The sequence below is a fragment of the Erythrobacter sp. HA7-11 genome (genome assembly GCF_055693605.1).
The window spans coordinates 1,913,251-1,937,092 of the sequence record NZ_JBVFUF010000002.1 but is presented as its reverse complement, the minus strand read 5'-3'; the positions used below and the strand labels follow the sequence as shown (position 1 = coordinate 1,937,092).

23 protein-coding genes and 2 pseudogenes are annotated in these 23,842 nt (G+C 58.4%); 8 read left to right on the top strand and 17 right to left on the bottom strand.

Going from position 1 to position 23,842, the window contains the following annotated elements; translation table 11 throughout:
* Positions 1-9: 9 nt before the first annotated feature.
* A complete protein-coding gene (locus ACZ1GU_RS10005) occupies positions 10-663 on the top strand; it encodes an SOUL family heme-binding protein (RefSeq protein ID WP_472647853.1) in 654 nt (217 codons plus the stop codon).
* 45 nt (positions 664-708) lie between these two features.
* On the opposite strand, the gene ACZ1GU_RS10000 is transcribed toward ACZ1GU_RS10005, so the two are convergent.
* The 4 genes from ACZ1GU_RS10000 to ACZ1GU_RS09985 form a co-directional block, all read right to left on the bottom strand.
* A complete protein-coding gene (locus ACZ1GU_RS10000; protein WP_472647852.1) occupies positions 709-948 on the bottom strand; it encodes a DUF1153 domain-containing protein in 240 nt (79 codons plus the stop codon).
* Positions 949-1,179: 231 nt separating this feature from the next.
* Positions 1,180-2,040 carry a prolyl oligopeptidase family serine peptidase gene (locus ACZ1GU_RS09995; protein ID WP_472647851.1) on the bottom strand — a complete coding sequence of 287 codons (861 nt, stop codon included), beginning with the start codon at positions 2,038-2,040 and terminating at the stop codon, positions 1,180-1,182.
* Position 2,041: 1 nt separating this feature from the next.
* Positions 2,042-3,379 carry a prolyl oligopeptidase family protein gene (locus ACZ1GU_RS09990; RefSeq protein WP_472647850.1) on the bottom strand — a complete coding sequence of 446 codons (1,338 nt, stop codon included), beginning with the start codon at positions 3,377-3,379 and terminating at the stop codon, positions 2,042-2,044.
* Between the two features lie 73 nt (positions 3,380-3,452).
* A complete protein-coding gene (locus ACZ1GU_RS09985) occupies positions 3,453-4,079 on the bottom strand; it encodes a hypothetical protein (RefSeq protein ID WP_472647849.1) in 627 nt (208 codons plus the stop codon).
* Positions 4,080-4,141: 62 nt separating this feature from the next.
* Here ACZ1GU_RS09985 and ACZ1GU_RS09980 point away from each other — a divergent pair, with 62 nt between their 5' ends.
* Complete coding sequence (locus ACZ1GU_RS09980) at positions 4,142-4,633, top strand: RrF2 family transcriptional regulator (protein WP_472647848.1); 492 nt, start codon at positions 4,142-4,144, stop codon at positions 4,631-4,633.
* Positions 4,634-4,769: 136 nt separating this feature from the next.
* Positions 4,770-5,234 (top strand): hypothetical protein, encoded by a 465-nt coding sequence (locus ACZ1GU_RS09975; protein ID WP_472647847.1) that lies wholly within the window; start codon positions 4,770-4,772, stop codon positions 5,232-5,234.
* A gap of 209 nt (positions 5,235-5,443) precedes the next feature.
* Here the strand turns inward: ACZ1GU_RS09975 and ACZ1GU_RS09970 are convergent, their stop codons facing one another.
* Genes ACZ1GU_RS09970 through ACZ1GU_RS09940 form a run of 7 tightly spaced genes read right to left on the bottom strand, consistent with a single transcriptional unit; the run spans position 5,444 to position 10,780 of the window.
* The gene (locus ACZ1GU_RS09970; RefSeq protein WP_472647846.1) at positions 5,444-5,701 is read right to left on the bottom strand and encodes an ATP synthase F1 subunit epsilon; all 258 of its coding nucleotides are present in this window, start codon (positions 5,699-5,701) and stop codon (positions 5,444-5,446) included.
* A 25-nt stretch (positions 5,702-5,726) separates the two neighbouring features.
* Positions 5,727-7,184, bottom strand: a complete 1,458-nt coding sequence (gene atpD, locus ACZ1GU_RS09965) for a F0F1 ATP synthase subunit beta (RefSeq protein WP_472647845.1) — start codon at positions 7,182-7,184, stop codon at positions 5,727-5,729.
* A gap of 23 nt (positions 7,185-7,207) precedes the next feature.
* Positions 7,208-7,576, bottom strand: a complete 369-nt coding sequence (locus tag ACZ1GU_RS09960; protein ID WP_472647844.1) for a hypothetical protein — start codon at positions 7,574-7,576, stop codon at positions 7,208-7,210.
* On the bottom strand, positions 7,576-8,445 hold the full coding sequence (locus ACZ1GU_RS09955) for a F0F1 ATP synthase subunit gamma (protein ID WP_472647843.1): 870 nt from the start codon (positions 8,443-8,445) through the stop codon (positions 7,576-7,578). The genes ACZ1GU_RS09960 and ACZ1GU_RS09955 overlap by 1 nt, the downstream gene beginning before the upstream one ends.
* Positions 8,446-8,450: 5 nt before the next feature.
* Positions 8,451-8,681: a hypothetical protein gene (locus ACZ1GU_RS09950; protein WP_472647842.1), complete on the bottom strand. Its 231-nt coding sequence runs from the start codon at positions 8,679-8,681 to the stop codon at positions 8,451-8,453.
* A 1-nt stretch (position 8,682) separates the two neighbouring features.
* A complete protein-coding gene (atpA, locus tag ACZ1GU_RS09945) occupies positions 8,683-10,212 on the bottom strand; it encodes a F0F1 ATP synthase subunit alpha (protein WP_472647841.1) in 1,530 nt (509 codons plus the stop codon).
* Positions 10,213-10,225: 13 nt separating this feature from the next.
* Positions 10,226-10,780, bottom strand: a complete 555-nt coding sequence (locus tag ACZ1GU_RS09940) for a F0F1 ATP synthase subunit delta (protein ID WP_472647840.1) — start codon at positions 10,778-10,780, stop codon at positions 10,226-10,228.
* A gap of 207 nt (positions 10,781-10,987) precedes the next feature.
* Here ACZ1GU_RS09940 and ACZ1GU_RS09935 point away from each other — a divergent pair, with 207 nt between their 5' ends.
* Entirely contained in the window at positions 10,988-11,815 is an 828-nt protein-coding gene (locus tag ACZ1GU_RS09935) for a TauD/TfdA dioxygenase family protein (protein WP_472647839.1), read from the top strand.
* A gap of 108 nt (positions 11,816-11,923) precedes the next feature.
* On the opposite strand, the gene ACZ1GU_RS09930 is transcribed toward ACZ1GU_RS09935, so the two are convergent.
* On the bottom strand, positions 11,924-13,510 hold the full coding sequence (locus tag ACZ1GU_RS09930) for a trypsin-like peptidase domain-containing protein (RefSeq protein ID WP_472647838.1): 1,587 nt from the start codon (positions 13,508-13,510) through the stop codon (positions 11,924-11,926).
* Positions 13,511-13,590: 80 nt separating this feature from the next.
* On the opposite strand from ACZ1GU_RS09930, the pseudogene ACZ1GU_RS09925 reads away from it, so the two are divergent.
* Positions 13,591-14,656, top strand: a pseudogene (locus ACZ1GU_RS09925) (bifunctional transcriptional activator/DNA repair enzyme AdaA).
* A gap of 1 nt (position 14,657) precedes the next feature.
* A complete protein-coding gene (locus ACZ1GU_RS09920; RefSeq protein WP_472647837.1) occupies positions 14,658-15,407 on the top strand; it encodes an isocitrate lyase/PEP mutase family protein in 750 nt (249 codons plus the stop codon).
* A 57-nt stretch (positions 15,408-15,464) separates the two neighbouring features.
* Here ACZ1GU_RS09920 and ACZ1GU_RS09915 read toward each other — a convergent pair whose 3' ends face one another.
* Positions 15,465-16,355 (bottom strand): OmpA family protein, encoded by an 891-nt coding sequence (locus tag ACZ1GU_RS09915; protein ID WP_472647836.1) that lies wholly within the window; start codon positions 16,353-16,355, stop codon positions 15,465-15,467.
* Positions 16,356-16,777: 422 nt separating this feature from the next.
* Between ACZ1GU_RS09915 and ACZ1GU_RS09910 the strand changes: the two genes are divergently transcribed.
* Complete coding sequence (locus ACZ1GU_RS09910; RefSeq protein ID WP_472647835.1) at positions 16,778-17,761, top strand: hypothetical protein; 984 nt, start codon at positions 16,778-16,780, stop codon at positions 17,759-17,761.
* Here ACZ1GU_RS09910 and ACZ1GU_RS09905 read toward each other — a convergent pair.
* Both ACZ1GU_RS09905 and ACZ1GU_RS09900 read right to left on the bottom strand, forming a co-directional pair.
* Positions 17,758-18,792, bottom strand: coding sequence for a fatty acid desaturase (locus ACZ1GU_RS09905; protein ID WP_472647834.1), 1,035 nt, complete (start codon positions 18,790-18,792; stop codon positions 17,758-17,760). The two genes, ACZ1GU_RS09910 and ACZ1GU_RS09905, sit on opposite strands and share 4 nt — an antisense overlap.
* Before the next feature lie 146 nt (positions 18,793-18,938).
* Complete coding sequence (locus ACZ1GU_RS09900) at positions 18,939-19,571, bottom strand: glutathione S-transferase family protein (protein WP_472647833.1); 633 nt, start codon at positions 19,569-19,571, stop codon at positions 18,939-18,941.
* 90 nt (positions 19,572-19,661) lie between these two features.
* On the opposite strand from ACZ1GU_RS09900, the gene ACZ1GU_RS09895 reads away from it, so the two are divergent.
* Positions 19,662-20,042, top strand: coding sequence for a nuclear transport factor 2 family protein (locus ACZ1GU_RS09895; RefSeq protein WP_472647832.1), 381 nt, complete (start codon positions 19,662-19,664; stop codon positions 20,040-20,042).
* Here ACZ1GU_RS09895 and ACZ1GU_RS09890 read toward each other — a convergent pair.
* Positions 20,039-21,602 (bottom strand): annotated as a pseudogene (locus tag ACZ1GU_RS09890) (cryptochrome/photolyase family protein). The gene ACZ1GU_RS09895 and the pseudogene ACZ1GU_RS09890 overlap by 4 nt on opposite strands.
* A gap of 34 nt (positions 21,603-21,636) precedes the next feature.
* A complete protein-coding gene (locus ACZ1GU_RS09885) occupies positions 21,637-23,802 on the bottom strand; it encodes a primosomal protein N' (protein WP_472647831.1) in 2,166 nt (721 codons plus the stop codon).
* Between the last annotated feature and the right edge of the window lie 40 nt (positions 23,803-23,842).

The following is a 23,842-nucleotide window of genomic DNA, read 5'->3' as shown; positions in this document are numbered from 1 at the left end:
CGAGGTGCGATGATGGGCACGAAAAAATGGATTGGTCTTGGCGTCGGTGTCATTGCCCTCGGCGGCGCGGTGGCATGGGCGCAATATCGCAACATCGAAGAGACCAGCTATGCTCTCGTAAAGAGCGAAGGCGATTTTGAGCTGCGCGACTATCCCGAAATCATGGTCGCCGAGGTCACGCATTCGGGTGATCGCAATGCTGCGTCAGGCAAAAGCTTTCGCCGTCTAGCTGCGTACATTTTCGCCCAGGACCGCCCGGCTGGTGGCGAAGAAATCGCCATGACAGCACCGGTCATGATGGATCAACCGAGCCAAGCGAACGAAGAGATCGCTATGACGGCTCCAGTTTTGCAGGATCAGGCTGGTGAGGGCGAGTGGCGCATGCGCTTTGTCATGCCGTCGAAGTACACGTTAGATACTTTGCCGCCGGCTCCTGAAGACATCACGCTGACAACAGTTCCAAGCCGGAAAATCGCAGCCGTAAGGTTCAGTGGAACAGCGCCAGCGAGCGAATTGTCAAAACAAGAGAGCGCCTTGCGCGGCTGGATCGAAGAGCAAGGCCTGATTGCGGTCGCCGATGCCGAATATGCATTTTACGACGCGCCGCTGGTTCCCGGCCCCTTGCGGCGCAACGAAGTGATGATCGAGGTCGCGGCGGAGTGAGGGTGTCTCCGCCGCTAACTCTTTACCGGGTCTCAGCAGGCGTGATTACGCGTCTTCAAGCTGTTGGATGCGATAGACGTTGCCGCCGGTTTCGCGTTCCCACTCCTCAAACTCTGCGCGGCTCAGCAGATAGCGTTCTCGCGCTTCATTGAAGCTGATCACGTCCTCGCGCACAGCGCGAACAACGTCGGCCTTGCGGGCCTTTGACCAGTGAACGCGGTGCGAATGCGGCAAGCCTGCGCGCTTGATTGCTTCGGCGATGGATATGTCGCGGGGATAAGCCATTTGATAAATCTCCATTTCTTTCCGCCCCCGGTGAAATGGAATTTTGGCTCAGAAGGTTAACACCGACCTAAGAAACGCGGTTAAGATAGACCTAACCACCCCATACGTGCTGACCCTGCGACGAATGGATGGTAAAGTGTCGGAACTGTTTACAACGCGCTCAATAAAGTAGGCGAGAAGCGCGAATCACGCCTCCCGCCCATTCGTAAATCGGGTTAGTTTTCAGTTAGTTCACCCGCCAGATTGGGGCTCTCCATCTGCCTTCGCTTCGCCCATCAATTGCTGCATCAGATAGACGTATTGCAGCGCCTGAAGCTTCGCGCGTTGCTCGTTATCGACGCCGCCCGAATGCCCGCCGGTCATATCTTCGAAATAGAAGTAGGGCTGGCCCAATTCCTTGAGGCGCGCGGCACCTTTGCGAGCATGAGCCGGGTGCGTTCGGTCATCCGCGGTCGAAGCCCACAGGAACGGTGTAGGGTAGTCCACGCCTTCGACGATCTTCTGATAAGGCGAGTACCCTTCAATCCATTCGCGCTGTTCGGGGATACGCGGATCGCCATATTCACCGATCCATGAAGCTCCGCGACCGATCAGGTGATAGCGCAGCATGTCGAACAGCGGGATCTGCACAATTGCACCGCCGAACAGGTCGGGGCGCTGCGTAAAGGCGGTGCCGACCAGCAAGCCACCTTGCGATCCACCTTGGATGCCGAGATGCTGCGGCGAAGTGAAACCTTTGTCGACAAGGTCCTGACCTACCGCGATAAAGTCATCCCAGGTCCGTTGCTTGTTTTCGCGGATCGCGGTCTGGTGCCAGCCGGGGCCAAACTCACCGCCACCGCGCAGGTTTGCGACGACATAGGCACCGCCATTTTCCAGCCAAAGCTTGCCTGTCGTTCCGAGATAGCCTGGTAGGCGCGGGATTTGGAAGCCGCCATAGCCGGTCATCAAAGTGGCTGTGCTGCCATCCATCTCCATGCCGACAGGTTTGACGATGAAGTAGGGGATCTTGGTCCCATCCTTGCTCGTCGCCTCGTGCTGCTCAACCTCCATACCTGCTTTGTCAAAACGGCTGGGAGAGGTCTTGAGCACCTCAGGCTCGTACTGAGCCATCTGTGTAATAAAGCGTGGTGGGATTGAGGAAGTCGGTGACTGTAAACATCACCTGGTCGCTCTCGCTTGAGCTGGCTGCAATCCCGACCGTCGCATTGTCAGGAAGCGCAACCTCTTCGCTTGTCCAAGCGCCGTCGGCAAAGTTGAATTTGAGCATTTTGCCGACGACATTGTCGAGCAGGCCAACATAAAGCGCATTGGCGGTGATCGCGCCGCCACGCTTGGTCTGACGCTCCATAGGAGCCCAAACCAACGTCTTTGCTGCTGCGTTCGGGTCTTTCTTCCACTCTTCCAGATCGACCGCGATCAGGCTGTCTGCGGGGAATGTTTGCCCATCCGTCTCCCAATCGACATCGGTCGAGTAGAGCAAATGACCATCGACAATCCCGTAGGGCGAGGCCTTTTTGGGAATGTCGAGTTTGACCCATTCGTCGTTCGCCGGATTGAGCCAGAAGTACTCCGTCTCGTGAAAGCTGACGCCGCGAAACGCGGTGGTCGCATGAATTGTACCAGTGCTGTCGCGTAGCAGGCTGGCGCCTGCCCAAACGTCGCTCGCTTCACCGCGGAAGATTTCCTTGGCATCCGCCAAGTCAGTTCCGCGTTTCCAAACGCGCGTGGTGAAGGGATATTCGCTTTCAGTAAGCGTGCCTTCGCCAAAGTCACGGCCTACCATCAGCGTGTCCTCATCAACCCACTGAATGCCGCCTTGGCTCTTCTCTTCGATGGCAAAGCCGCCTTCGACAAAGCTCTTGGTCGTCATGTCAAATTCGCGCAGGATCGTCGCATCTTCGCCGCCGTCTGACAGCGCGATCATGCATTTTCTCAAGTCCGGTGGCAGGCAGGTCGAACCCTTATAGACCCATTCCTTGCCCTCAGCCGCTGCAAGCGCATCGACATCAAGGATGACTTCCCAATCCGGCTCATCGGTCTGATAGCTTTCAAGGGTCGTGCGGCGGAGAAGGCCCTTCGGGTTCTCCTTATCCTGCCAGAAATTGTAGAGGCCATCCGGGCGGAAGCTGACGTAAGGGATGCGGTCTTCGCTGTCGAAAATCGCCAGAGCCTCGGCTTTGAGCTCGTCAAATCGGGGGTCTGCTTCCATATGAGCAAGGGTCCGCTCGTTTTCGGCGCGCACCCATTCGAGCGCGCGATCGCTGCGCGCATCTTCGAGCCAGATGTATGGATCTTGTTCGGGGCCGGGAACGCCGTCTGCGACGGTCTCAGTGGTTTGAGTGTGTTCGCCGTGGCCGTCAGCTGCTGCAGGAGTAGTCGCTGTCATCGCGATTGCAGCGCCAAGTGCAAGTGTGGAAACAAGTTTCAAAGGTCCTCTCCTTGGGGGATTTCGTACGAAGAATGTGCCGTGCACCCGCGCATTTGTGAAGAGGAAAAGCACCTTATTTCTGCAGTGCTACTCCGGGAAACTCGGAGAAATATTGAAGGTGATCGCCGGGCAGTTCGACGGGGAAGAATGCGCCTCCATATACTAGCACGAGGACTACACCGACGATAGGTCCGGCGATCAGCGCGCGCGAATGCCAAGCACTCGGCTTCCTGAAGTGTAGCGCCGCCATCAAATGCGCGAACAGCGCGGTAACGGCAAGCACATAGTAAGGAGCGAAACCGTATTTTAGCGGCGTAAGCGTCAACGTGCCAGCTGCCCAATAAAAGTTCGTATCGAGCCCGATGAGCAGCCGCGTGCTGAGCGCGGCTCCGGTGTGCATGACGACAAAGAATGCGAGGTAGCAGCCGCTCGCAAATTGGACCCAGTGCCAACCGTCCTTGCGTTTGCGCTTTCCGATCATGCGCAGCAGCGCGATGCCAAGGAACACCTGCACGGCGAATGCCGTCACCAACACGATCTCGATCAGTGGGAATTGATAGATCTGGCGACCTGCATTCAGGACGCTTTGATGAGCTTCGAGACCCAGCAGAGCTGAAAAGTGTGTCGCGAAATGAATCACCAGGAACAGTCCGAGAAACGCAGCGAGGTTGCGATGCGCTTGTTTGGCGATCCTCGTCATGTCATGCTCCTAAAGCGGATATTCTTTATCCGGATAAAAGATGTCCAATTAAGGAGTCAAGCATGCAGCTCGGTAAAGGTGTCGAATGGACCACGCATATCTGCACTATGCTGGCGATTGTGCCTGCTGAGCGTGGGCTGAGCGTCGATGCTCTAGCTGAATTCTTTGAAGTGCCGGCGGCCTATCTCTCCAAGCAAATGCAGCTCTTGAGACGCGCCGGGATTGTCCAATCAGTGCGCGGGAAGGGCGGCGGGTATCGACTCGCGCGAACGGTTGAGCAAATCAGCTTGCTCGACATTGTCCTTGCGATTGAGGGTCCGATGCCTGCATTTCGCTGCACCGAAATCCGCCAAAACGGCCCGTGTGGTTTGCGACGAAAAGACTGCAAGCGCCCCTGCGAAGTGGCGGCTGCGTTCGCGCAGGCGGAGCAGATTTATCGCGATGCATTGGCGGAACACTCACTCGCATTGATCATGCAAGAAGCGGCGCTCAATTCCTTGCCCGAGCATCTCACTCACATTGCTTCTTGGGTGACTGATCAGACGCAAAAATAGCCTTGCCACAGATACGCCTCCGCGTGAGCGGCCTTGGCGAATTTACAGCATTTTACGGGTGAAAGTGAATCGGCGTTAATTTTTTGCGCGCTATCGCGGGTTCGTCGCGAGAGGCTGCGAATAAAAAGGAATAACAATGATCGCAGATGCAAAAGCTAAATCCGGGCCGGCAAACGCGATCTCCCTTTGGGCAGATGGGAGGAGCATTGGAGCTAGCGTTATCTGGCTCTCGCAAACCGACGCTGAACTGCTGGTCGAGCAAGGCGTGTCGCTTGGCGAGGGGCAGAAGCTTATGCTGGTGATTGCAGACTTCGTGACGCTCCCCTTGCGCGTCAGAAGCACCTGTCGCCAGCATGTCAGCGTCCAATTTGACAACATGATCCACCGATCAGTTATGCAGATGATTATGCGCCAAATGCCGGGCGCAGGCATCATGGGCATGATCGAGCACCTCGAAGAGCGCGCGATGCCGGGCAACCGGCTTGCCGAGATGGAAGCCTGGCTCCGAGAGAACAGCGACGATGACGCCGATCTGGGAATGAGCGGTCAAATCGATTGCTGTGGCAGCTTGAACTGCGACTGCGTGCTCGAAGCGGCCTGATCGCAAATAGACATTCTTGAGCGCGGCTGACGCTGCATGCCGGCTCAAATATGCGGGGATCCCACGTTCTCTCTCCCCGCTGGTGCTCCCTCCACCCGCCCCTCCCGAACCATGCGGGTGGATGGGAGTGCCGCCACTTTTCGACCACCGCCAACGCAAAAGGGCGACCAGCAAGGATCGCCCTTTTCAATCTCGGTATGCTGACGAAGTTACGCCTCGACGTGTTCCGCCAGGACCGTGAGGCCCGTATCGCCCACTTCGGCAAATCCGCCGCGCACTTCGATTAACTCCGGCTCTGCGCCTTCGCTCTTGTAGACCTGCACAGCGCCGTCGCGGATGGTCGACATGAAAGGCGCGTGGCCCTCGAGCACGCCAAATTCACCTTCGGTTCCGGGGACAACCACCATGTGGACCTCCTCAGAGCGAACCTGTTTGGCCGGCGTTACGAGTTCAAAGTGAAGTGGCATGTCTGCTTACCCTTGGAACCCGCGCTTACGCGTCGTCTGCCATGTCAGAGGCTTTTTTGACCACGTCTTCGATGCCGCCGACCATGTAGAAGGCTTGCTCTGGGAGGTGATCGTATTCGCCTTCGACAACTGCTTTGAACGAAGCCACGGTGTCTTCGAGCTGCACGAAGCAGCCTGGGATACCGGTGAAGACCTCAGCCACGTGGAACGGCTGCGAGAGGAACTTCTGGATCTTACGCGCGCGGGCAACGGTGAGCTTATCTTCTTCGGAAAGCTCGTCCATGCCGAGAATTGCGATGATGTCCTGAAGCGACTTGTACTTCTGAAGGGTCTCTTGAACCTTACGCGCGGTCTCATAGTGCTCTTGGCCAACAACGCGTGGTTCAAGAACGCGCGAAGTGGAGTCGAGCGGGTCAACCGCCGGGTAAATGCCCAGCTCAGAGATTGCGCGGTTCAGCGTTGTCGTCGCGTCAAGGTGAGCAAACGAGGTCGCTGGCGCAGGGTCGGTAAGGTCATCGGCAGGCACATAGATGGCCTGAACCGAGGTGATCGAACCCTTGGTGGTCGAGGTGATGCGCTCTTGCAGGTTGCCCATGTCAGTCGACAGGGTTGGCTGATAGCCCACAGCCGAAGGAATACGGTAGAGCAGCGCCGACACTTCCGAACCCGCTTGAGTGAATCGGAAGATGTTGTCGACGAAGAACAGCACGTCCTGACCTTCTTGGTCACGGAAGTATTCCGCCATGGTCAGACCCGACAGAGCAACGCGGGCACGCGCGCCGGGAGGCTCGTTCATCTGACCGAAGACGAGAGCCACTTTCGAACCTTCGCTGATGGCTTCACCAGCGTCGTTCTTCGCTATAACGCCGGCGTCGAGGAATTCGTGGTAGAGATCGTTACCTTCGCGGGTACGCTCACCAACACCAGCGAACACGGACACGCCGCCGTGGCCCTTTGCGATGTTGTTGATGAGTTCTTGAATGAGAACGGTCTTGCCCACTCCGGCACCGCCGAACAGGCCGATCTTGCCGCCCTTTGCGTAAGGTGCAAGCAAGTCGATCACTTTAATGCCGGTGACCAGAATTGCCGCTTCAGTCGACTGATCAATGAACGCAGGCGCCTCTGCGTGGATCGGAGCGGTTTGATCGGCACCGATAGGGCCGCGCTCGTCAATCGCTTCACCAACGACGTTCATGATCCGGCCAAGCGTTTTTGGGCCAACCGGCACAGAGATCTGCGCGCCGGTATTGATCACTTCCTGGCCGCGGGTGAGACCGTCAGTGCCGTCCATAGCGATAGTGCGAACGGTGTTCTCACCAAGGTGCTGGGCAACTTCAAGAACGAGCGTATTGTCTCCATTCTTGGTTTCGAGCGCGGTCAGAATGGCGGGCAGTTCACCGGGGAATTGCACGTCGACGACAGCGCCGATGACCTGGGCGATGGTGCCGTTTGTGGTCTGATTGAGTACTGGTGCGGTGGCCATGATTGGTTTCCTGCTAGGTGTAATTAAGCGCCTTGCGCGCAAACTTTTTCTGGATCGTCGAGCGTGTAGGCGAGTTCGCCATCGCTCTGAGTGACTACGCCTTCGTGGCGGAGATATTCGTCATCGCCGAGGCCATACTCGCACAGGAAGCTTGGGCTTCCCATGCCAAGTGCTGTGCAGCTGGCATTGTTGACTGGCTTTGAGCTTGGGCAAGCAGCGGCATAGGCAGCTGCAAATGCGTCACGGTCTGCCGGTTCACGCTTGTCCTCAGCTTCGGCAGCCAGACTTTCTTCAACTGAAGGTGTCTCTTCAACCACTTCTGGAGCAGCTTCTTCGCCGCATGCGGCGAGCGTGAGAAGGAGAGCGGGGATAAGGGGGGCTGCAAATTTCATTAGAGTGCCTCGGCGCCTGCTATAATTTCAATGAGTTCGGTGGTGATCGCGGCCTGACGGCTGCGGTTGTACTGGATGGTCAGCTTATTGATGAGATCGCCGGCATTGCGGGTCGCATTGTCCATCGCGGTCATCGACGCGCCTTGTTCAGACGCTTCGCGCTCCAGCAGCGCGCCGAACAGCTGCGTCTTCACATAGCGCGGAAGCAGCTCTTCGAGGATTTCTTCTTCGCCCGGCTCATATTCGACCATTGCGCCGTTATCCTCGCTTACCTCTGGTGAGGGGACGGGGATTAGCTGAGTGGTGATCGGGTTCTGAACGAGCGCGGATTGGAATTCCGGGCGGATCAAATGCGCGACGTCGAACTGGTCAGCGTCGAACATTTCAATCAGTTCAGCCGCGATCGCATCGGCCTCTTCAAAACCGGGCGTGCGCACCGTGGATGTATCGAAGTGTTTGGCAATGTCGTTCGGATATTCGCGCTTGATCGGCGCGCGGCCTTTCTTACCGACAAGATAGAACGAGACATCCTTACCTTCGGCAATCAGCTTTTGCGCCTGAGCCTTCGCCTCTTTCACGAGGTTTGAATTGAGACCGCCACACAGACCCTTATCGGTGTTGACCAGCACCAGCATGTGACGCTGGTTCTTGCCGTTGCCAGCGAGCAGCTTTGGAGCGCCATCGCCTGAGACCTTGCTGGCGAGTGACGCCATGACGGCAGACAAACGCTCTGCATAGGGGCGAGCGGCTTCAGCAGCAGCCTGCGCACGGCGAAGCTTCGCTGCGGCGACCATCTGCTTGGCCTTGGTGATCTTCTGAGTCGACTTAACCGACCCGATCCGATCCTTGAGTTCTTTGAGGCTAGGCATTTCGCTTACTCAACATTTCCCATCACAATTTCCGATGTCCGATACTTGTCACTCAATTCGAGGATGGCAGTCATCAAATTCGGATCGGCCATCATCGGTGCATAGACTTTGAACGGTTCGGTAATTCCTTGTGTTTTTTCCTCTGAAAGAACGGCTTCAAACTCGCTCAGCGTGATATCTTCGTCATCCAATTTCAGCGATGCGTCATTGGCAATCCGAAGAACACGCTGGCTCATATCAAGCGAACTGCTTGGCGAAGGTGTCGAGTGCTGCGACAGTTTTGTCTTTCACATTGTCCTCGAACTTCTTGCTCTCGCGGATTTCACTGAGGATGTCGGCGTGCTCAGACCGGATGAAGGCAAGCATTTGCTCTTCATATTCGGTCACGCGATCAACCGGCACATCTTCGAGATAACCGTTGGTGCCGGCGAAGATCGACACGGTCTGCTCTTCGAACGGCATTGGCGAGAACTGAGCTTGCTTTAGCAGCTCAGTCAGGCGCGCACCGCGGTTAAGCAGCTTTTGCGTCGAGGCATCGAGATCCGAACCAAATTGAGCGAAGGCCGCCATCTCGCGGTACTGTGCGAGGTCCAGCTTCATCGAGCCCGAAACCTTCTTCATCGCCTTGGTCTGAGCGGCGCCGCCCACACGGCTAACCGAAAGGCCCACGTTAATTGCGGGACGGATGCCTTGGTAGAACAGGTCGGTCTCAAGGAAGATCTGACCGTCGGTAATCGAAATCACGTTGGTCGGGATGTATGCCGACACGTCGCCAGCCTGCGTTTCAATGATCGGCAGTGCGGTAAGCGAACCGTGACCTTCAGACTCGCTCATCTTGGCCGCACGCTCAAGCAGGCGGCTGTGGAGATAGAAAACGTCACCCGGATAAGCTTCACGGCCTGGAGGACGACGCAGCAGCAGCGACATCTGACGATAGGCAACAGCTTGCTTGGAAAGGTCGTCGTAAACAATCACGGCGTGCATGCCGTTGTCGCGGAAGAACTCACCCATTGCACAGCCGGTGTAAGGTGCAAGATACTGCAACGGGGCAGGCTCCGAAGCGGTCGCGGCGACAACGATGGAATATTCCATCGCGCCGTTTTCTTCGAGCTGCTTCACAATTTGAGCGACAGTCGAACGCTTCTGACCAACCGCGACATAGACGCAGTAAAGCTTCTTCTTTTCGTCGTCGCCTTCGTTGACGGTCTTCTGGTTGATGAAAGTGTCAATTGCGACAGCGGTTTTACCGGTCTGACGGTCACCAATGATCAGCTCGCGCTGGCCGCGGCCAACCGGAACTAGAGCGTCCACGGCTTTCAGACCGGTTTGTACCGGCTCGGAAACAGATTCGCGCGGAATAATGCCCGGCGCTTTCACTTCGACGCGCTTGCGCTCAGCACCTTCGATCGGGCCTTTGCCGTCGATCGGGTTACCCAGAGCGTCTACAACGCGGCCCAGCAGACCTTTGCCAACCGGAACGTCCACAATCGTGCCGGTCCGCTTGACGCTGTCGCCTTCCTTGATCTCAGCGTCGGAGCCGAAGATCACGACACCGACATTGTCGGCTTCGAGGTTCAAGGCCATGCCCTGAACACCGTTGGCGAATTCGACCATCTCACCGGCCTGAACTTTGTCGAGGCCGTGAATACGGGCGATACCGTCACCAACGCTCAAAACTGAGCCGACTTCGCTGACTTCAGCTTCGGTGCCGAAATTGGCGATCTGGTCTTTGATGACCTTGGAGATTTCTGCTGCGCGGATTTCCATGTTTTGCAGTCCTTTAAGCCTTCATGGCCTGGGCAAGTGAATTGAGGCGGGTGCGGATCGAGCCATCAATGCGCTGCGATCCAATGGTGACGACAAGCCCACCGAGCAGGTCGGGGTCGACGCTTGGGTTCACCTTGACAGTGCGACCTTCGCGTGCGGTCAGCTTATCTTTAAGAGCGGAGAGCTGGGCGTCGGAGAGCGCGTGAGCGCTCGTGACATCAGCGGTAACTTCGCCGCGCTGGGCGGCAGCGATCATGCGGAAAGCGCGGATCATGTCGGGCAGGGCCGAGAGGCGGCGATTGCTCGCCAGCACGCCGAGGAAGTTCTGGGTCAACTGGCTAAGGCCGAGATGCGCGCCCACGCCCTTGATCGCGTCGGCCTGTTGGCTGCGCGACAATTGCGGGTTGGTGGTGACTTCGCGCAGTTCCGGCGAATCAGAAAGCGCGGCGGAGAGCCCGTCGAGGTCGCTCTCTACCGCTGTGACGGTGCCATTTTCGGCGGCCAGCTCGAACAATGCCGAAGCGTAGCGCCCTGCTAGGCTAGCCTGAATACCGGCGGAAATTTCCACGCGTTTGACGTCCTTCTGGATCTGACGAGATAACGATGCATCGCTTTATGAGTTCCGGGCCCTGGAGAGGGTCCGTGTCAAAGCTGGCGCGCGCCTAGCAATGTCTTTCTGATTCCGCAAGCGAGTGCGGCGTGAATTATGGACATCATTCGTTGCTTAGGGCAGAACACGCGGTGATAGGTGCAAACACCTACGGGAGAGGAATAGATGCTACTTACGCCAATGGCCCCCAAATGCGGGGTGGAGATTTCAGGTGTTTCACTCGCTTCGTGCAGCGACGCGGAAATGGAGCAGATCAAGCAGGCGATCTACGAACACGGCGTTGCAGTTTTCCGCGATCAGGAGTTCTCGCCGGAAGATCACATCAAGTTCGGACGTCGTTGGGGCGGGATTGATGTGAACAACTATTTCCCGCTTCAGGAAGACTTCAACGAAATCGCAGTCGTCAAGAAAGAGGCAGACCAGCAAACCAATATTGGCGGCGCGTGGCACACCGACCATTCCTATGACCAGATCCCTGCGATGGGATCGGTGTTGGTGGCTCGCGAGCTTCCGCCGAGTGGCGGTGACACCGAATGGGCGCATATGGGCGCGGCCTATGATGCGCTGCCTGATGATCTAAAAGCTGAGATCGAAGGGCTTGAGGCCTATCACACAGCTGACCACGTCTATGAGGAAGGCGGGCTCTATGCACAGACCGATATGGGCGACAGCTTGCGCGGGCAGGACCTCAAGACGGGCGCGATCCATCCTGTCGTGATCCGTCATCCGCATACCGGGCGCAAACTGCTTTATGTCAACACAGCTTTCACAATCCACTTCGCAGGTAAAACGCGCGAAGAGAGCCTGCCGCTGCTCCAGCGCCTGTGCGATGCTGCTTTGACTGAGGACAATCAGTGCCGCTTGCAGTGGAAGCCAGGCACGATCGCGATCTGGGACAACCGCACGACGTGGCATAACGCGATCAACGACTACCAAGGCCACCGCCGCGAAATGCACCGCATCACGCTGAGCGGAGAGGCACTGGCGGCTTGATATTCTCCCGCGCGAAGCGGCATTGCTGTTCGCTCCGAGAGGTGCGGCGGTAGCCGCGACGGTACGGTCGGCCTTGCGAACCGCGATACGGTTCGAGTGAATCAGGTGCTACTCTCCACCAAATTCAGCATCGAACGCCGCTTCAAGCGGAGTCGTTTGCTTCGTTTCGCACGTGTAGACCAGTCGCTCATTCGGGCGGTCTGGCAGGAGGCCGAGCACGCTCGATTGCTGGTCACCCAGCTGGTTTGCCGCGTCGGTCACGCCGCAAGCTGGCGGGGAATATTTGCCGCGCGCCTGCCGCGCTTCCTGCATCGCGCTTCGGCCAAGCAGATAGCGGTCGGTCTGGAAAATGCGTGTCTCAGGATCGTAGGAATTGACCGCGACTGCTGCCTCATCATTTGGCACGAACACACGCGACCATTTACCGCCCGACAGGCCATATTGCGTGCGGCCATTGACGCATCCATCCGCTGCCCAGTCAAACTCCACATCATCGGTGCGTGCGCCTGTCACCCGGCTGCGCTCCGGCACAAAGGTGCACACGAGAGTGCCATCGCCAGCCAGAGTTGAGGGGGTCTCGCCCGATGGCGCTTCGGTCTCTTCCAGTGCAGCGGCAACCCGGTCATCGATTTCGGCAAAGGATGGCCGCGTTAGCCAGACGAGCAGAGCGCCGAACAACGCTGATCCCGCCATGCCGGCGGCAATCATCAGCACTTTGCCCGTCTCGCCATCGCGGCGGGTCTGATAGGCGACATACATGCCGCCGAGCGCGATGAGTAGCAGGACGAGAGTGAGCATCATCGCATTCTCGCGTTCTTGCAGGACTTCGAGCTGAGCCTTCATCCGCGTCTCGCTACGCTTGGCCGCGATTTCAGCCTCGCGCGCGGCGACCAGTTCGCGTGCCTCGGCGCGCTCGGCTTCAAACCTGGCGCGCTCAGCGGCGTTCAATTCGTCGATCGAGCGGCAGGGCAGCGCGTTGGTGCGCGGCTCCACATTGTTTTCGCGCAGAAAGGGGAGCAGTTCGCGCAGCGAGACTGCGAAGTAAAATTCCGCATCCGATCCGTTCGAGTCGGCGCCAAAACTGTTAACCCCCAGCACCCTTCCGCAACCATCGAGCAAAGGTCCGCCCGAATTGCCGCGTGCGATCGGCGCGGTGTGCAGGATTGTGTCGAATTGGCGGCTTGGTCGTTGGCCCGAAAGAAAGCCGCGACTTTTCACTGGCGGCTGCGCGCGGAAAATATCGCTGAACTCCAGGCCCTGCGCGAGATCGACATTCATCGGATAGCCGACCGCGGAAACCTCGCCCATATCGCCATTGACCTGTCCAGCCATTGTGAGCGGGGGCAGACGCAGATTGCCTTCTGTGAGTTCGATCAAAGCCAAATCATTGCGGGGGCTGACGGCTATTGCTTTGCCGAATCCGCCTTCCTCGCCCTCGCTGGGCACGATGCCGATCCGCAAAGTGTCATCCTGCAATGCTTCGCGCACGACATGGGCGTTGGTGACAATCTTGGTCGGTGTTACGGCGAACCCCGTGCCGTGGCTGACAGGGAAGACTTCCTCGCCATTGCTGCCCACTATTACGACGCGCACTACGCCGCGCGCAGCGGCATCGACATCGCCGGAATCGGCATGGGCGAGGTTTGGGACGAGCAGAGCCAAGAGGCTCGCCAGCGCAGCAACAAGACGTGTCATAAATGCGTGTTTGACGAGCAATCGCTTTGACCGCAAGCTTCGGGATGCGACAAACCCCGCCTATGGCTAGTGATGCACCCATGAACCAACTGACCCTCACCTCTGATGAAGCGTGGAATGCTGTGCAGCGGCGCGATCGCAGCTTTGACGGGCGCTTTGTGACCGGCGTGCTGACGACGGGCATTTACTGCAGGCCATCTTGCGCGGCGCGCCACCCGGATCGCCGCAATGTGCGCTTTTTCGCGACTGGAGAAGAGGCGCGGGCCGCTGGCCTGCGCGCGTGCAAAAGGTGCTTGCCTGATGATGTCGGGCGCGATGAAGCGGCGGTGCTGGCGGCGATCGACGAAATCAAATCGAGCGAGAGCGCACCTACTTTGGACGAGCTTGCGCGATTAACCGGCTATTCGCCCACGCATTTCCAGCGCGTATTCAAGCGCGCGCTGGGTCTGTCGCCTGCTGCCTATGCCCGCGCGCTTAAGGAAGAACGTGCCAAGCTGGCGTTGGTTGAGGCCGCATCGGTGACCGAGGCAATTTATGACGCAGGCTATTCCACGCCTTCGCGCTTCTATGAGGGGACAAGGAACAGGATGGGAATGACGCCAAGCGATTGGTCGAATGGCGGCGAAGGCCGCGTGGTGCATTGGGCTGTGATTGCGACCAGCCTTGGCGAGATGCTCGTCGCGGCAACGGAGAGAGGCGTGTGCTGCCTTTCCTTTGACGAGGGCGAAGCAGAGCTGCGCGCGCGCTTTCCTAAGGCGGATTTGGTCGAGGCAGGTGAAGATTTTCGGGCGCTGTTCGATGACGTGGTGAAGGTGGTCGAAGATCCGACCCTCGACAATGCGCATATCCCGTTGGATGTGAAGGGCACCGCCTTTCAGCAGCGCTGTTGGCAGGCCTTGCGCGAAATTCCGGCTGGCGAGACGCGCAGCTATGGCGAGCAGGCGGCCATGCTTGGCAACCCTAAGGCCAGCCGCGCGGTTGGCAGCGCAAATGGAGCGAACAACATCGCCGTGCTCATCCCATGCCACCGGGTGATCGCGGTACGATGGCGGGTTGGGCGGCTACGCCTATGGCACGACAATCAAATCCGAACTTTTGAAGCGCGAAGGTGCGGCTACGCAGCCCGAGCAGAAGGACTTACTTTAAGATGACACGAGATGATTTCGCGTCGCTGCATGTCGGCGGCGAGCCGTTGGTGCTGTTCAACATCTGGGATGCGGCGAGCGCTCGCGCCGTCGTTAGCGCGGGGGCAAAGGCGGTTGCGACCGGAAGTTTAGCGCTCGCTGGAGCGCAGGGCTTCGAAGATGGCGAGGCTATACCTTTTGACCAGCTTTTGCTCACAACGCGGCAAATCGCCGAAGCGACCGGTGATGTGCCGCTGTCGGTAGATATTGAGAGCGGTTTTGCCGATGATGCAAGCGCGCTTGCGAGCAATGCGAGAGAATTGCGGACCGCCGGCGCGGTGGGTTGCAATCTTGAAGATCAATTGATTGGCCAAAGTGCCCTTCGCGAGGTGGCCGCACAGGCTGAACGCATTTCCGCAGTCGCCGAGGCCGGGCTGTTCGTGAACGCGCGTACTGACATCTTCCTTGGACCTCTCATGCGAGGCGAAGACCCAAACCGCTCCGAACTGGTCGATGCCGCGCTGGATCGCGCGGCTGCCTATCACGAGGCGGGAGCAGGGTGTTTCTTCGTCCCGGGCCTAAGCGATCCTGCATTGATCCAACGGCTGTGTGGGAGCGTCGAGATTGCGATCAACATTATGCGATTGCCGCACATGATAACCAACGCTGAACTCGCCTCACTCGGCGTCGCCAGGATCAGCTATGGACCCGGACCCTGGCGCGATGCGATGGCAAGCGTAGAGGCTGCAGCTGCGGAGGCCTTCGACGCATAAAAAACGGGGCAGGCCGCTAAGCCCACCCCGTTTCTGTCTAATTGAGAGAGCGCAGCCTCAAAGGCCTTCGACGCTCTTGCTCACCAGAATGTTCACCGCGACGCGGCGGTTCTGCGCTTTGCCAGCTTCGGTCTCGTTATCAGCCAGCGGGTCGGCTTCAGCCATGCCGGTTGGGGTCAGCATACGATAAGGCTTCCAGCCGCACTGCTGCTGCAGATAATTCACAACCCGGCTGGCGCGCTTTTCGCTCAGCACCTGGTTGTAATCATAGTCACCCACGGAGTCGGTGTAGCCCACGACCAGCAACAATGCGTTGTCGGTTGCCTCGGCTTGTGAAGCAGTTTGACACAGCTCGGCCTGGGCTTGACCGGAGAGGTTGTGCTTGCCGGTGTCGAAGAACACGTTCGTCGTGCCCTTGATGTTGTATTCGTCGATGTTGGCAACGCGGCTGCGAAGCGCATCGGTGGCAGCGGTCTGCTCGGCAAAGCCTTGTGCTGTACCGGTTTGGATCATCTGAGCCGTCTCAAGGTCGTTGCCGCTTAGATTTACGCGGCTTGCGATCAGGCCGCCATCCCACTGCACAGTGCGCACGGTCACGGGCAGACCGTTGAGCAGCGATGCTTTGGTCAGAGCCTTGCGGTTGATGCCGAGAAAGCCGCTTTTTGCGCGGATATCAGTCGTATCGCTGATCCAAACGGTGGTCGCTTCACCATTGGCCGTCGATACTTTCATCCGGTCACCTTTGCGCGCAGAGATGAATCCTTCGATTTCCGGGCCTTCGGGGAGGCTGGACAGGTCTGTCGGTGCAACGCTCTCACCATAAACGGTGGTTAAAGGTGCGTCAGTTTCTGGAACCGGCACAGGCTGTGCGAACAGGCTGGCCGGAGCAGCGATTGCCGCACTGGCGAGCACAGCGAAGACACTCTGCCGTTTAGAAATGATAGTCATTATATACTCCTTCAAAATTCATCAGCCGACCGTGCGCCCATTCGGTCTTTAATCTTCTCCGCCCCTGTTCAATGGCGTGTATGGCTGTGGGAACCCCCAAATGTGTAGGCGATCATAGTCCGGTTGCGATGCGGACATTCGCGATTTCCGCGCCCGACCTTTCAGAACAACCTTTCTGCCAGATGAACAAGATCGACAGCATGTTAGTTTGAGCGGGTAATCGGAGCGCACGTTGCGGCGAACCGTTGTTGCATCAAAATCATAGTTCGAGGAGAATTGGCGATAGTGGCCGCGATTACGTTTGGCGCGGCTGAGAGAATCGGTCGCGCGAAACGCAGCGCGTTTTGCAACAATGGGTGCGACGGGTGCGTTTGTGGCGTTGCACATTTTGTATTATCGGCGAGCCAACAAGAGGTAAGACTATGACCCGTTCGCTGACTGCTCCCTTGTTCAAAGCATTGCCGATCATGCTTCCGCTCGCCGCGATTGGGTTGGCGAGGCTGCTGACTTATTCCTCTTGGGCTGAGGCGCATCCGGGATGGGCCGCTTTGCTGTTCGCTTGGATCGTGGCAGATGCGCTGATGCTTGCTTTGATGTTCAAAGCCGCCGATCACAAGCCGCCCTTATTCGACGTGGTTGGCGTGCTCGCTTTAGCCAGCATTGTCATTATCGTCGGAGCCGCCTCCCCTGTGCGCGATATTTACCTGAGCATGCCGCCGGTCTTGGTCGCTGCGGCAGGGACGCTCGCGCTCTTTGCTGGTTGGACCACCTTGCGCGTGACCAAACTTGCTCGCGAGAACGGATCAATTGCTCAGGCGCTTGAAGACGTCTTGCCGCCAAAACTCGTGCGTCCGGCGATCAAGGAGGCGCGCATGCTGCACCTTGCACTGCTGCGTTGGGGCGCTCCGGCAGACGTGCCTCACGGGACGCGCCTTTTTATCTATCACACCTATCTTACCCCGATGCTGATCACCTTTGTCGTGTTGCAGCTGATCGAGCTGAGCGTTGTGCATTTCCTCTTGATGTTATGGAACCCGACTGTCGCATGGGTGCTGCTTGCACTCAGTGTCTGGGGCGTGATCTGGACCATCGCTCTGATCAAGAGTTTCCGCATCTATCCCGTGCTGCTTGACGACACCAGCGTGCGGGTGCGCAGCGGGATGATCTACGACTTCGAAGTTCCGCTTGATCGGATCGCTGATTATGAGCGCGGCTTTACCAGCGAAGAACTGGACGCGAAATCAGTGCTCAACCTCGCGATCTTGTCGGCTCCGAATGTGAGCCTGCGTTTCGCCTCGCCGGTGGTGATCCCAACCTTCTTCGGTGGGACCCGCGAATTGACCGGCGTCGGTTTGCGGCTCGATGACAGCGCGGCATTCATCGCCGCGTTGAGTGACCGCCGCTAAGCAGCAGCGCGGGCCTCACGAAAAGTGATTAGCTTGCGGCTGTCTTCGTCCCACAAAGCCAGCACCATCGGCTTGATCGTCTGCCGCATCAAGAAGCGGTTCAATGTCTCAAGCTCGGGATTGGCTTTCAGCACTTCGGGCAAGCGATAAAACGGAATGCTGCTCGCCAGATGGTGGACGTGATGGATGCCGATATTGCCGGTGAACCAGCGCAGGGGCTGGGGCAGGGCGAGATAAGAACTGCCGTGCAAGGCCGCCTCATGGAAGGACCAGTTCTCTTGGGTATCCCAATGCGCATCTTCATACTGATGCTGAATGTAGAACAGCCACACCCCGGTCGCCCCGGCAAAGATGACCGTCGGTAGCACGACCAGCAGCGTGGTTACCCAGCCGAAGCTGACAATCAGAGCAGCGAGTATAGCTGCCTGAACTGCGTTGGTGCCCATCGCGCTCGCCCAATAGAGCCAGCCTTCGCGCATCAGGCCGACCGGCAGACGGTGACGCAAAAGGAATAGATAGACAGGGCCAATGCCGAACAGCACCAGCGGGTGGCGGTAGAGCCAATATCCGAAGCGTTGCAGACGCGTGCCTTCGCGATATTCGCGCACGGTCAGCGTGTCGACATCGCCAAAACCGCGCTTGTCGAGATTGCCCGTGCGGGCGTGGTGGCGCGCGTGCGATAGCTGCCAGCAATCATACGGCGTGAAGGTCAGCACGCCGAGCGCGCGCCCGGTCCACGTGTTGCCGCTTTTTGAACGCAAGAACGAGCCGTGCCCGCAATCATGCTGGATGATGAAAAGCCGCAGCAAAAGCAGTCCTGACAGCGGGATCAGTGCCAGCGCGAGCCAATAGCCGGCATCAAGCGCAAACAACATCGCCGCCATCACAGCGAAAAACGGAGCGAGCGTGATCATGAGTTCCAGCATGCTTCGGCCCGTGCGGGCCATCGCGAACCCTTTGAGCCGCTTCATTAGCTCCCGCGCATTGGGCTTGGAAGTCGAGGCGGCAAGGTCGCTTTGAATATCAGGCATTGTAACTCCGTTGCGGCCCAAAATTGCGCCTTGGTGACAGATCGTTGGCGCCTAAGATAGCCTTGGCGGGGGCCCAATCTGCGAAGCGTTGATAAACGAGGATAGATGTCAAAGCTTGAACGGACTAGAGCGCGCTGCTCTCGTGATCAATCTAGTTTCGGCGGGAAGCCCGGCTCAGCCTTCGCCATTGCCCGCTGATATGCGTCACGAGCGCCGATGCGCTGCAGATACGCCTTCAAGTTCGGCATATGGTCGATGCTCATATCGCTGAATGCGCGCGCGGTGGTGAGCGAAAAGCCGAGCATAATGTCAGCAGTCGTCAGCGCTGAGCCGCCAAAGTAATCCGCTTCCCCCAGCCGCTTTTCAATGTGCGCCCAGGCATTGGTGATGCGCTTCATCAGCGGCGGCGGCATTTCCGCACCGACAGCGTTCACCGCAATGCTCATCATGCCATTAGTCATCAAAGTCGCATTGGCGAAGTGATACCAATATAGGTGATCAGCGAAGTCAGGGTGGTCAGGTCCCGGCACCAGATCGGTGTCGGGCGCGTATTTGCCGACGATATAATCCATGATCGCGCCGCTCTCGCCCAGCACCAAATCGCCATCGGTGATGACCGGTGCAATCTCCATCGGGTGAAGCGCCTTTAGCTCAGGAGGCGCAAGCCGTGTTTCCGGATCGCGATTGTAGAGCTTTAGATCGTATTCGATGCCTAGTTCCTCGCACAGCCAGACAATGCGTTCAGATTGCGAAATGCGCAGGTGGTGGATGGTGAGCATGTCCGAGGAACTCCGTTATTGACTGTGTGAGCAGCCTTTGCGGGCAGCGCGCGGCTTGTCGAGTGAATTGTTGCGGCTTAGGGTCGCCGCATGAATTCTACCGATCTTGCCGAAGAGCTGTTCACTTCGTTTGAAAACGGCAATTTGGAGCGTGCTCGCGAGCTTTGCTCCGAGGGCTTTCGCGGTTCGCAAAATGGCGGGCCGGAAATGGACCGTGACACGCTGCTCAAATTCACCGGTGCGGTGAACGCGGTCGTCCCCGATTTCCGTTATGAAGAGGCGATGCGATCCGCGACCGAGACCGGCTTTGTCGAGGAGCACCGTGTTCGCGGGACTTTACCTGATGGCAGCGAGCTTGATCTGATGGTGTGCGTCGTCGGCGAAGTCGAAGACGGTAAAATCACTGTTCTGCGTGAATATGTCGACAGCGCACAAGCCGCCGGTCTGCTCAGAGCACTCAGCGGCGGTTAGTCGCGCGCCCAGCCTTTGCTCGCTGGTTCCAGACTGTCGAGGAACGCGTCGGCGCTATCCAAGTAGTCCTGTTTCTTTTCGTCATCCATCCGGTCCCAATTCGAATAGATGCGCCCGATCCGGTGATTGCTTTCCAGCCGGTCGCGGTGGCGATCCATAAAATGCCAGTAAAGCGGGTTGAACGGGCAGGCGCCTTCGCCCGTTTTTTTGCTGACCGAATAAGAGCATTCTTTGCAGTAATCGGACATTTTGTTGATGTAATTGCCGCTCGCCGCATAGGGCTTGGTCGCAAGGTTTCCGCCATCGGCATAGAGGATCATGCCGACGACATTCGGCATCTCGACCCAGTCATAGGCATCGGCATAAACCGCGAGATACCAGTCCTGCACGTCGCGCGGATTGATCCCGGCGAGCAGGCAGAAATTGCCAAGCACCATCAGGCGTTGAATGTGATGTGCATGCGCGTTTTCTTTCGTCGAGCGGATGCAATCGGAAAGGCAGCGCATGTCGGTTTCTCCGGTCCAGAAAAACTCCGGCAGCGCGCGCTGGGCGTTGAGCTTATTGTCGCTTTCCAGACCCGGCATAAAGTGCCAGTAGAACCCGCGAATATACTCGCGCCAACCGATGATCTGGCGAATGAAGCCTTCGACTGAATTCAATGGCGCGCGGTACGTCTTCGTAAGCCCGTTCGGCGCGCTGGCAAAGCTCGAGCGGGTCGAGCAGGCCGCAATTGATGCTGGTCGATAGCATCGAGTGATAGAGGTCGTCCGAGCCGTGGACCATCGCGTCCTGATAGGGTCCAAATTTCTCGATCCTCTCGGCAAAGAAGGCATCGGCTGCTTCTTCGGCCTGATCGCGCGTCACCGGCCACTCAAACGGCTCAAGATCGCCGAAATGATCTCCGAACTTGTCAGCGACGAGATCGAGCACATCGCGGGTGATATCGTCCGGTTTAAACTTGGCGCGTTCGGGCGCGTCCATTTCGTCTTTTGGAGGCTCGCGATTCTGCTTGTCGAGGTTCCACTCGCCACCCTTCGGTTTGCCGTCTTCGGCCATCAACAGGCCGGTTTTGCGCCGCATTTCGCGGTAGAAATGCTCCATGGTGAGGTGTTTTCGACCCTCAGCCCATTCTTCGAATTCGGCGTGGGTGCAAAGGAAGCGATCATCGGGCAGAATTTCGACGTCGCACGCAAACTTGTCGGGCCATTCCTCGATGGCTTGCTGCACGCGCCACTCGCTCGCTTCCGTTACATGGATTTCGCGCGGATTATGGCGCTCAACGGCGCGCGCCACTTCGCCGGTGAAACTTCCTGCATTTTCGTCATCGGTGAGCTTGACGTAGTCGACGCTCCAGCCCGCATTGCGCAATTCTTCCGCGAAATGACGCATGGCGGAGAAGATCAGCGCTATCTTTTGCTTGTGATGCTTGACGTAGGTGGCCTCGTCCCAGACCTCCATCATCAAGATGACGGTATCGTCCTTGGTGCGCCCGCGAAGGCTGGAAAGCGTGCGGGTCAGCTGATCGCCGAGGATGGGAACAAGGATCGGGTCGGAAGCCATGCGCTTGTAATGCACGGGGCCTCAGATTGTGCCCTCAGACGAAACTGTAAGGATCAATATCGACGCCCACGCGCAGGCCCGGCGGAAATTCTTGCGCGTCTAGCCACTCGCGCAAGACCTGCTGCAGATTGGCCGAACGCCGCGCGTTCACAAGGAAGCGATAGCGGTACCGCCCGCGCAGCATCGCGAGCGGGGCGGGAGCTGGACCGAGGATATAGAGATCGTCTTTGTGTGGGCGCGTATCGCCCAGGCGATTGGCGGCTGCGCGCGCTTCCTTTTCATCTTCGCTGGACAGGATAATCGCGGCCCAGCGGCCAAAGGGAGGCGCACCAGCATCGCGTCGCGCCTCGGTTTCGGCCTCGTAGAACGCATCGCGGTCGCCTGCTTCGAGCGCTGCGATAACAGGAGCTTCGGGGTGGCGGGTCTGGATCAGAACCTCGCCCGGTTTTGCACCTCGACCTGCGCGTCCGGCCACTTGAGCGACTTGCTGGTAGGTGCGCTCCGCTGCACGCAGATCTCCGCCTTCCAGACCGAGATCGGCATCGACCACGCCGACCAACGTAAGCTCGGGAAAGTGGAAGCCTTTGGTCACGAGTTGCGTGCCGACAATCACGTCGATAGCGCCGTTTTCAGCCTGCGCGATGAAATCCGCCGCGCGTTCTGGATTGCCAAGCGTATCCGAGGTTGCGACGGCTACGCGCGCCTCGGGGAACAGCTCTTTCACCTCGTCAGCAATCCGCTCAACCCCGGGACCGCAAGCAACCAGACAATCGCCTTCGCCGCATTCGGGGCAAGCGTCGGGCGGCTGGGTCTCTAGCCCGCAATGGTGGCAGGCGAGCCGAGACGACAGCCGATGTTCGACCAGCCACGCGCTGCAATTGGGGCACTGAAAACGGTGACCGCAGTTACGGCACAAGGTCAGCGGGGCATAGCCGCGTCGATTGAGGAACAGCAAAGATTGCTCGTTCTTCTCAAGCCGCAATTCAAGCGCTTCAATCAACGGTGCGGACAGCCAGCGCCCATTGGCGGGCTTTTCCAGCGTCAGATTGACGAGTTTGATATCGGGAAGTTCAGCGCCGCCAAACCTGCTGGGCAATTCAAGTCGTTCATACGTGCCAGTCGAGGCCATATGCAGGCTCTCCAGCGCAGGCGTAGCGCTCGCGAGGATCACCGGGATTTGCTCGTACCGCGCGCGCATTACCGACACGTCGCGGGCGTTGTATCGCACGCCTTCGTCCTGCTTGAAGCTGACCTCATGCGCCTCATCAACCACGATGAGTCCGAGCTTTGCATAGGGTAAGAAGAGCGCCGAGCGCGCGCCGACAATGACTTGTGCAGAGCCATCGGCAATTGCTCGCCATGCGCGTCTGCGCTCGGTCGACTTGAGCGAAGAATGCCACAGCACTGGAGGCGAGCCAAAGCGCTGCTCGAACCGCACGAGGAAATTCTCGGTCAGCGCAATCTCGGGCAGCAGCACGAGCACTTGTCGACCCAGTCGGATCGCTTCAGCGACGGGTTCGAAATAGGTTTCGGTCTTGCCCGAACCGGTCACCCCGTCGAGCAGCACGGGAGCATACTCTTTCGCTTCGACCATCGCGACCAGCCGTTTGGCCACTTCCATCTGATCGGGCGACAAAGCAGGCTGATGAAAATCAGGATCGGCAGGCGGGTAGGGGCGGTCGATTGCGACCGACACAGGCTCGATCACACCTTGGTTGACCAGTCCGCGCAGCACGCCTTCGGACACTCCGGCAATGCCAGCGAGCTCTCGGATCGTTGCCTGTTCGCCATCGAGCGCTTCGATCGCCGCTTGGCGCTGCGCAGTCATGCGCTCGGGCGCGCCGCCTGACAGCCGGTATTCTGTCATAGTCGTCGGTCCGCCCAAAGCGCCGCCGCTCGAAAGCACCATGCGCGCAACGCTGGCGAGCGCAGCGCAGTAATATTCCGCCGTCCATTCGATCAGGCCTCGCAAGGCTGACGAGAGCGGCGGTACGGGAACGACTTCAAGGATCGCGCGCAGCTTGCTCGCGTCTACTTCGCGTCCCGGCAAACGCCCTTCGTCCCAGACGATCCCCGTCACTTTGCGGGGACCCAATGGCGCGATCACCACAGAGCCGACGGGCGCCTCAACGCCGTCTGGCAGCTTGTAATCGAGCGGGCCAAGCGCAGCATTGAGGATGAGGAGACGAACGCGCTTCATGATTGGCGCGCAATATGGGATAGAGCGCTGAAGAATAACA